The following is a 7,632-nucleotide window of genomic DNA, read 5'->3' as shown; positions in this document are numbered from 1 at the left end:
GGCACCGTCGTCGTCGCCAGGGCCGGCGGCGCCGTGTCGGCCCGCCTGAAGGCCACGCGGGTCAAGGCCAGCAAGCGCGGCTCGGTGACGGTCACCGTCACGGCCCGTGGCGCGGTCGAGGGCACCAAGGTCACCGGCAAGGTGACCGTCAAGCGCGGCTCGAAGACGGTCGGCACCGCCGTCGTCCGGGGCGGCAAGGCCACCGTCGCGCTGGCGAAGCTGAAGAAGGGCCGCCACACGCTGACCGTCGTCTACTCCGGCGACCGCAACGTGGCGGCCGCGAAGTCCCGGACGCTGCGCCTCAGCGTCCGCTGAGCGACGTCCACCCGGCCGGGTCGGCGCCCCACGGCGCCGGCCCGGCCACCGCACAGAGAGGCTCCTCGATGAGCACCGACGAGATCACGACGGTCGTCCCGGTCGTGCGTGACGACACCACCGTCCTGCCGGCCGTGACGGCCGCGCCCCGCGTCCGGTCCGGCCGCGGGCTCGCGCGCGTCCTCGCTGGACGCCCGCGACGTCTCGGCCTGGTTCGGCAGCCGCAAGGTGCTGGACCGGGTCTCGCTGCACATGCCGGCCGGCGGCATCACCGCGCTCATCGGGCCGTCCGGCTGCGGCAAGTCGACGTTCCTGCGCATCCTCAACCGGATGCACGAGCTCGTGCCCAGCGCCCAGCTCGGCGGCCAGGTGCTGCTCGACGGTCGCGACGTCTACGAGCCGCAGCGCAAGCTCATGGACGTGCGCCGCGACATCGGCATGGTGTTCCAGAAGCCGAACCCGTTCCCGGCGATGTCGATCCGCGACAACGTGCTCGCGGGACTCAAGCTGACGGGCACGCGGGCGAGTCGCTCGGAGAAGGACGAGCTCGTCGAGTCCTGCCTGCGCCGCGGCGGCCTGTGGAACGAGGTCAAGGACCGCCTCGACGCCCCCGGCGGCGGCCTGTCCGGCGGCCAGCAGCAGCGGCTGTGCATCGCCCGCTCGCTGGCGATCAAGCCCAAGGTGCTGCTCATGGACGAGCCGTGCTCGGCGCTGGACCCCACGTCCACCCGGGTCATCGAGGAGACGATGGTCGAGCTCGCCCAGGAGGTGACGATCGTGATCGTCACCCACAACATGCAGCAGGCCGCCCGCGTCTCGGACCAGTGCGCCTTCTTCCTCGCCGCCCAGGGCACGCCCGGCGTCATCGTCGAGCACGGCGAGACCGGCGTGATGTTCAACCACCCGCAGGACCAGCGCACGCACGACTACGTCAACGGCCGCTTCGGGTGAGCCGGACGACGCTCCTCGTCGGGGCGCTGGCCGCGGTCGCGGTCGGCGCTCTCGGCGCGTCCCTGGTGCCCGGTGCCCCCGCGGACCGGTCGATGACGGCGGACCCGGTCGTCGTCGCCCCGGTCGCGGCCAGCGTCCAGGAGCCGGCCGGGACGAGCGCGTCCGGCGGGGGAGCGGACCCGGCCTGGGTGGCCGCGACGGCGGCCCGCACCGGCGTCCCGGCGCGCGCCGTGCAGGCCTACGCGGACGCGACCCTGCGCACGGCCGTGGAGCATCCGCAGTGCCGTCTGGGGTGGACGACGCTGGCCGGCATCGGGCAGGTGGAGTCCGGTCACGGACGCGGGGCGCTGGGCGACGACGGACGTCCGCTCGAGCCGATCGGTCGGGCCGGCCCTGGACGGCGGCGAGGGCGTGGCCACGATCGCCGCCACGAGCGCGTCCGTCGCCTGGCACGGCGACCCGACGTGGGACCACGCCGTCGGTCCGCTGCAGTTCATCCCGTCCACCTGGGCGGCCTGGGAGGTCGACGCCGACGGCGACGGCGTCGCCGACCCCCACGACCTGGACGACGCGGCGCTCGCCGCGGCCCGCTACCTGTGCCACGACGGCCGCGACCTGTCGACGACGGGCGGCTGGACCGCCGCGATCTTCAGCTACAACCACGCCGACGCGTACGTCCGCGCGGTGCACGCCGCCGCCGTCTCGTACGACTGACGCGACGGTGACGACGAAGGGGCCCGCCGGGTGGCGGGGCCCCTTCGGTCGTCAGGCGGTCACCAGATGGTGACGCGCTCGCTCTCGTCGAGCCACAGCGCGTCGCCGGGCTTCACGTCGAACGCCTCGTAGAAGGCGTCGATGTTGCGCACGACCTGGTTGCAGCGGAACTCCGGCGGCGAGTGCGGGTCGACGGTGAGCCGGCGCAGCGTCTCGGCCGGACGCGTCTTGCCCTGCCAGGCCGTGGCCCAGGACAGGAAGAAGCGCTGCAGGTCGGTGTAGCCGTCGATCGGCTCGGGCACCTCGTCGCCGCGGGCGAGCAGGTACGCCTTGAGCGCGATGCCCAGGCCGCCGAGGTCGCCGATGTTCTCGCCGATGGTCAGCGAGCCGTTGACGGTCGCGCCGGCCGCGCCCTCGGGGCTCAGCGGGTCGTACTGGGCCACGAGCGAGCCGGTCAGCTTCTCGAACGCGGCCCGGTCGTCGTCGGTCCACCAGTTGCGCAGGGCGCCGGTGCCGTCGTACTGAGAGCCCTGGTCGTCGAAGCCGTGACCGATCTCGTGGCCGATGACCGCGCCGATCGCGCCGTAGTTGACCGCGTCGTCGGCCTCGGCGTCGAAGAACGGCGGCTGCAGGATGGCGGCCGGGAAGACGATCTCGTTCATCGTCGGGTTGTAGTAGGCGTTGACCGTCTGCGGCGTCATGTACCACTCGTCGCGGTCGATCGGGCCGCCCACCTTCGCCAGCTCGCGGTCGATCTCCACGGCCATGACGCGGGCCCGGTTGCCGAGCAGGTCGGTGGGATCGGTCTCGAGGGCGGAGTAGTCGCGGAACGTCCGCGGGTGCCCGATCTTGGGGTCGAACCGGCTCAGCTTCTCCAGCGCCTCGGCCTTGGTCGCGTCGCTCATCCAGGCCAGGCCGGTGATGCTCTCGCGGTAGGCGGCCAGGAGGTTCTCGATGAGGACGCCCATGCGCTCGCGGGCCACGTCCGGGTACTCGGTGCGGACGTAGATCTTGCCGACCGCCTCGCCCATCGCGCCCTCGACGAAGCCGACGCCGCGCTTCCAGCGCTCGCGCAGCTCGTCGGTGCCCGACAGCGTCCGGCCGTAGAAGTCGAAGTTCTCCAGCACGAACGCCTCGGACAGGTACGGCGCGGCGGCGTGGACGACGTTCCAGCGCAGCCAGTCCCTCCACTGCGGCAGGCGGTCCTCGACGAGCAGGTCGGCCAGGCCCTCGTAGTAGCTGGGCTGGGAGACGACGACCTTGGCGAGCGCGGACGCCGGGATCTGCGCCGCCTCGGCCCAGGCGTCCCAGTCGAGCGCGGGCAGCAGCGCCTTGAGCTCGTCGTACGACATAGGGTTGTAGGTCTTCTGCGCGTCCCGCGTGGCGACGCGGTCCCAGTGCCGCTCGGCGATCGCGGTCTCCAGCGCCATGACGCGCTCGGCGCGCGAGGCGGCGTCGTCGAGGCCGGCGAGCTCGAGCATGCGGGTGACGTGCACGACGTAGGCGTCGCGCAGGTCGGCGTTCTCGTCGCCGCGGTAGTACGACTCGTCGGGCAGGCCCAGGCCGGTCTGGACGAGGTAGGACACGTAGGTGTCGGGCGCGCCCTTGTCGGGCGCGACGTACATGCCCACGACCGTGCCGACGCCGGAGCGCTCGAGGCTGCCGAGGGTGCGGGCGAACGACGCCACGGAGTCGATCGCGTCGACCGCGGCGAGGTCGGGCTGCAGCGGGGTGCCGCCGAGCGCCTCGACGCGGTCGACGTCCATGAAGGACGCGTAGAGGTCGCCGATCTTGCGCTCCTCGTCGTCCGCGGGGGAGGCCTGCGCCTTCTCGATGATCTCGCGCGTCTTGAGCTCGGCCGCGTCGCGCAGGTCCATGAACGCCCCGGCCGTGGCCCGGTCGGCGGGGATCTGGGTCTCGCGCAGCCAGCGTCCGTTGACGTGGCGGAAGAGGTCGTCCTGCGGGCGGATGGAGGGGTCGAGCTGGTCGACGTCGATGCCGTGGGTCACACGCCCAGACTAGTCAGGACGGGCCAGCCCGGCCGGACGTCCGCGACGCGACCCCCTCCCGAGCCCCGCGCTGCCGCGATGTGTGAAGGAATCGACCGCCGGCGGGCGGATCCAGGTCGATTCCTTCACACATCGCGCGGGAGCCGGGCCCGACGGCGCCTGGCGGGGCTCGGGACGCTGGGTTAGGCCTGGCTAAGGTGGCGCCATGGCCAAGTCCGTGACGTCCCTGGAGGTGCTGCGCACCGAGCGCGTCTCCGCCCACCTGCAGCGCGTCGTGCTCGGCGGCCCGGGCCTGGCCGCCTTCCAGCCCAGCCCGTGCGCCGACAGCTACGTGAAGCTGCTGTTCCTGGCCGACGGCGTCCAGTACCCCCAGCCGTTCGACCTGGACCTGGTGCGCACGACGTTCCCGGCCGAGCACCAGCCCGTCCTGCGCACGTACACGGTGCGCCACGTCGACCTGGACGCCGGCGAGCTGGTCATCGAGTTCGTCGTGCACGGCGACGAGGGGGTGGCCGGTCCGTGGGCCGCCCGCGTGCAGCCGGGGGCGCGCATCCACGCCCTCGGCCCGGGCGGCGGCTACACGCCCGACCCGGAGGCCGACGTCCACCTGCTCGTCGGCGACGAGTCGGCGCTGCCCGCCATCGCCGTGTCGCTCGAGGCCCCTGCCCCGCCGGCCGCCCGCGCGGTCGTCTTCGCCGAGGTCGGCGGCCCCGACGACGAGGTCGTCCTCGCCACCAAGGCCGACGTCGAGGTGCACTGGCTGCACCGCGGCGACGCCGAGCCCGGCACGACGACGCTGCTCGACGACGCCGTGCGCGCCTGGGAGTGGCCCGAGGGACGCGTGCAGGCCTTCGTCCACGGCGAGTCCGCCCTGCTCAAGACGGTGCGGCCGTACGTCCGCGAGCGGGTGGACCGGCGCGACCTGTCGGTCTCGGCCTACTGGCGCCGCGGCGTCACCGAGGAGGGCTTCCGCGCGTGGAAGCACGCGCAGAAGGACGCCGTCATCCGACCCGAGCGCGACGCATGACCCGCCGCGTCGTGGCGGTCGTGCTCGCCGGGGGCCTGGGCACCCGCGTGGGCAGCGACCGGCCCAAGCAGCTGCTGCGCCTGGGCGGCACCACGATCCTCGGCCACGCGATCGCGGCGTTCGAGCGCTCGCCGCTGGTCGACGAGGTGCTCGTCGTCATGGCGCCGGGCCACCTGGACGCGGCGCACGAGGTCGTCCGCGAGCACGGCTTCGCCACCGTCCGCGACGTGGTCGAGGGCGGGGCGACGCGCACGGCCAGCACGCTCGCCGCGCTCGCGGTGCTGGGCGACGAGGACGTCGACGTCCTGGTCCACGACGCCGCCCGTCCGCTGCTGCCCGAGCACGTCGTCACCGCCTGCGTCGAGGCGCTGCGCGACCACGAGGCGGTCGAGCCGGTGCTGCCCCTCGTCGACACGGTCGTCACGGTCGACCACGACGTCGTCGCCGGCCTGCACGAGCGCGAGGCGCTGCGCCGGGTGCAGACGCCGCAGGGCTTCCGGCTCGCCACCCTGCGCCGCGCCTACGCGCTGGCGACGGCCGACCCCGGGTTCACCGCCACCGACGACGCGAGCGTGGTCGTCCGCTACCTGCCCGGCGTGCCGGTCGCGGTCGTCCCCGGCGACGAGCGCAACCTCAAGGTGACCGGCCCGCTCGACGTCGTCGTCGCCGAGCACCTGCTCGCTCGCGACGCCCACGAGTTCGGGACCCGGGACGTCAGCCGGTAGGTTGACGCCCGGACATCGGGACGAGGACGGGGAGACAGTGGGCGACCAGGCACCGGGCGTGAGCGTGTTCATGGCGGTGCGCGACGAGGAGCTGCACATCGTCGAGACCGTCGAGGCGGTGCTCGCGCAGGACCACGCCGGCCCGCTCGAGGTCGTCGTCGCCTGCGGCCCGTCCCGCGACCGCACCCGCGAGCTGCTCGACGACCTCGCCGTCCGCCACCCCGGACGCGTCACCGTCGTCGACAACCCGACCGGCCTCACCGCCGCGGGCCTCAACGCCGCGCTGGCCGCCACGCGGCACGACGTGCTGGTGCGCGTCGACGGCCACGCGGTCGTGCCGCACGACTACGTCGCGACGGCCGTCCAGACGCTCGAGCGCACCGGCGCGGTCAACGTCGGCGGCGTCATGGCGGCGGTCGGCACCACCCCGACCGAGCAGGCCATCGCCGCGGCGATGACGTCCCCCATCGGGGTGGGCGGCGAGTCGTTCCACGTCGGCGGTGGCGAGGGCCCGGCCCTGTCGGTCTACCTGGGCGCGTTCCGGCGCGAGGCGCTGGACGCGGTGGGCCGCTACGACGAGCGCTACCTGCGCGCGCAGGACTGGGAGCTGAACCTGCGGCTGCGCGAGGCCGGCGGCACGATCTGGTTCACACCGGCCATGCGCGTGGAGTACCGGCCGCGCCCGACGCTGCGCCGGCTCGCCCGCCAGTACTTCGACTACGGCACGTGGCGGCGCAAGCTCGTCCGGGCCAACCCCAGCACGGTCTCGCTGCGCTACCTGGCCGCCCCGGTCGCCGTGCTCGGCGTCGCTGCCGGCCTGCTGCTGCTGGCCGGGGAGCGGTCGCCGCGCTCGTCGGCTCGTGGCCGGCTGGACGCTTGGCTCGGCCTGCTGCCCGTCGTGGGCTACGGCCTCGTCGTCACCGTCGGGGGGCTGGCCGCCGGCCGCGGGCTCGGCCTGCGTGCACGGCTCACCGTGCCGGCCGCGATGGCCACGATGCACATGAGCTGGGGCACGGGCTTCCTGCTCAGCCGCGGCACCGAGTGAGCCGCTAGGCCGTCCCGAAGGCGGGGTGGCGCAGCAGGCCGGGCCACTGCTCGCGCGTGTTGCGCAGGAAGTGCCGCGGGTCGGTGCTCCAGGTGTGCTCCAGCCCCGGAGCGGGACGGTGGCGCACGTACAGGTAGCCGACGTCGTGCGGGCGGTACACCGTCCCGCCGGCGGCGGCGACCGACTCCAGCAGCCGGGTGTCGACGGCGCGCGGCACGTCCGACCAGCCGCCGACCGCCCGCAGGTCCTCGGCCGACAGCAGCATCGTGCCGCCCGCGACGCGGTGGGTGAACCCCTCGGGGACGCCGAAGACCCGGCGGACGGTGACGTCCAGCTGCTCGACGTGGACGACGGTCGTGCTCTTGCCGACCATGAGCGCGCCGGAGAAGCGGTGCGCCAGCACCAGGTCCAGCACGTGGTCGGGCCCGTAGAAGTCGTCGTCGTCGACCTTCGTCAGCAGCGTCCCGGACGCCGCGGCGCAGCCGAGCTCCAGCGCGTGACCGAGCGAGCGGTCGCCGGGCGCGTGCAGCAGCTGCACCGGGACCGAGAGGCCGGACGGCAGCTCGAGCGGCTCGTCGCCGTGGACGACGAGCACCACCTCCAGCGCCGGGTACCGCTGGGCGTCGAGCATGGCCAGGATGCGCGGCACGAGCGCCGGACGGCGGGTGACCAGCACGGCCGAGACCGTGGCGCCGGGCCGCAGCCCGGTGGCCAGGGCCGCCCGCCGCTGGGCGACGCTGCGCACGTCGTGGGCGAGGTCGCCCGGGCGGCGCACCGGCCGGCTCGACCGGGACGACGGCTCCGGGCACGTCGCCGGTGACGAGGATGCCGCGCGCGCGCGCGCCA

General features: G+C 74.3%; 8 protein-coding genes. 6 read left to right on the top strand and 2 right to left on the bottom strand.

Going from position 1 to position 7,632, the window contains the following annotated elements; genetic code table 11:
- From AC2W7G_RS05660 to AC2W7G_RS05650, 3 genes are all read left to right on the top strand, one after another.
- Positions 1 to 315 (top strand): Ig-like domain-containing protein (locus AC2W7G_RS05660; RefSeq protein ID WP_485867577.1); only part of this gene is annotated, 315 nt, incomplete at its 5' end.
- Between the two features lie 186 nt (positions 316 to 501).
- On the top strand, positions 502 to 1,266 hold the full coding sequence (locus AC2W7G_RS05655; RefSeq protein ID WP_485867578.1) for a phosphate ABC transporter ATP-binding protein: 765 nt from the start codon (positions 502 to 504) through the stop codon (positions 1,264 to 1,266).
- Positions 1,267 to 1,677: 411 nt separating this feature from the next.
- A complete protein-coding gene (locus AC2W7G_RS05650; protein WP_485867576.1) occupies positions 1,678 to 1,980 on the top strand; it encodes a lytic murein transglycosylase in 303 nt (100 codons plus the stop codon).
- A gap of 59 nt (positions 1,981 to 2,039) precedes the next feature.
- On the opposite strand, the gene AC2W7G_RS05645 is transcribed toward AC2W7G_RS05650, so the two are convergent.
- Positions 2,040 to 3,989 carry a M13 family metallopeptidase gene (locus tag AC2W7G_RS05645; RefSeq protein WP_485867575.1) on the bottom strand — a complete coding sequence of 650 codons (1,950 nt, stop codon included), beginning with the start codon at positions 3,987 to 3,989 and terminating at the stop codon, positions 2,040 to 2,042.
- Positions 3,990 to 4,194: 205 nt separating this feature from the next.
- Between AC2W7G_RS05645 and AC2W7G_RS05640 the strand changes: the two genes are divergently transcribed.
- The 3 genes from AC2W7G_RS05640 to AC2W7G_RS05630 are packed head-to-tail and all read left to right on the top strand — an operon-like array spanning position 4,195 to position 6,786.
- Positions 4,195 to 5,016, top strand: a complete 822-nt coding sequence (locus AC2W7G_RS05640; RefSeq protein ID WP_485867574.1) for a siderophore-interacting protein — start codon at positions 4,195 to 4,197, stop codon at positions 5,014 to 5,016.
- Positions 5,013 to 5,741 (top strand): 2-C-methyl-D-erythritol 4-phosphate cytidylyltransferase, encoded by a 729-nt coding sequence (ispD, locus tag AC2W7G_RS05635; protein ID WP_485867573.1) that lies wholly within the window; start codon positions 5,013 to 5,015, stop codon positions 5,739 to 5,741. Before AC2W7G_RS05640 ends, ispD begins: the two co-directional genes overlap by 4 nt.
- Positions 5,742 to 5,799: 58 nt before the next feature.
- A complete protein-coding gene (locus AC2W7G_RS05630) occupies positions 5,800 to 6,786 on the top strand; it encodes a glycosyltransferase family 2 protein (RefSeq protein WP_485867572.1) in 987 nt (328 codons plus the stop codon).
- A 4-nt stretch (positions 6,787 to 6,790) separates the two neighbouring features.
- Here the strand turns inward: AC2W7G_RS05630 and AC2W7G_RS05625 are convergent.
- Positions 6,791 to 7,632: glycosyltransferase family 2 protein (locus tag AC2W7G_RS05625; protein ID WP_485867571.1), on the bottom strand; the 842-nt coding region annotated here is incomplete at its 5' end.

This window comes from Aeromicrobium sp. PFPM2_SD2 (assembly GCF_057364525.1).
This window is presented reverse-complemented; position numbering and strand designations above follow the sequence as displayed.

Coding starts and splice junctions, on each gene's coding strand:
- AC2W7G_RS05640 (WP_485867574.1), top strand. CDS start 4,195: ATGGCCAAGTCCGTGACGTCCCTGGAGGTGCTGCGCACCGAGCGCGTC.
- ispD (WP_485867573.1), top strand. CDS start 5,013: ATGACCCGCCGCGTCGTGGCGGTCGTGCTCGCCGGGGGCCTGGGCACC.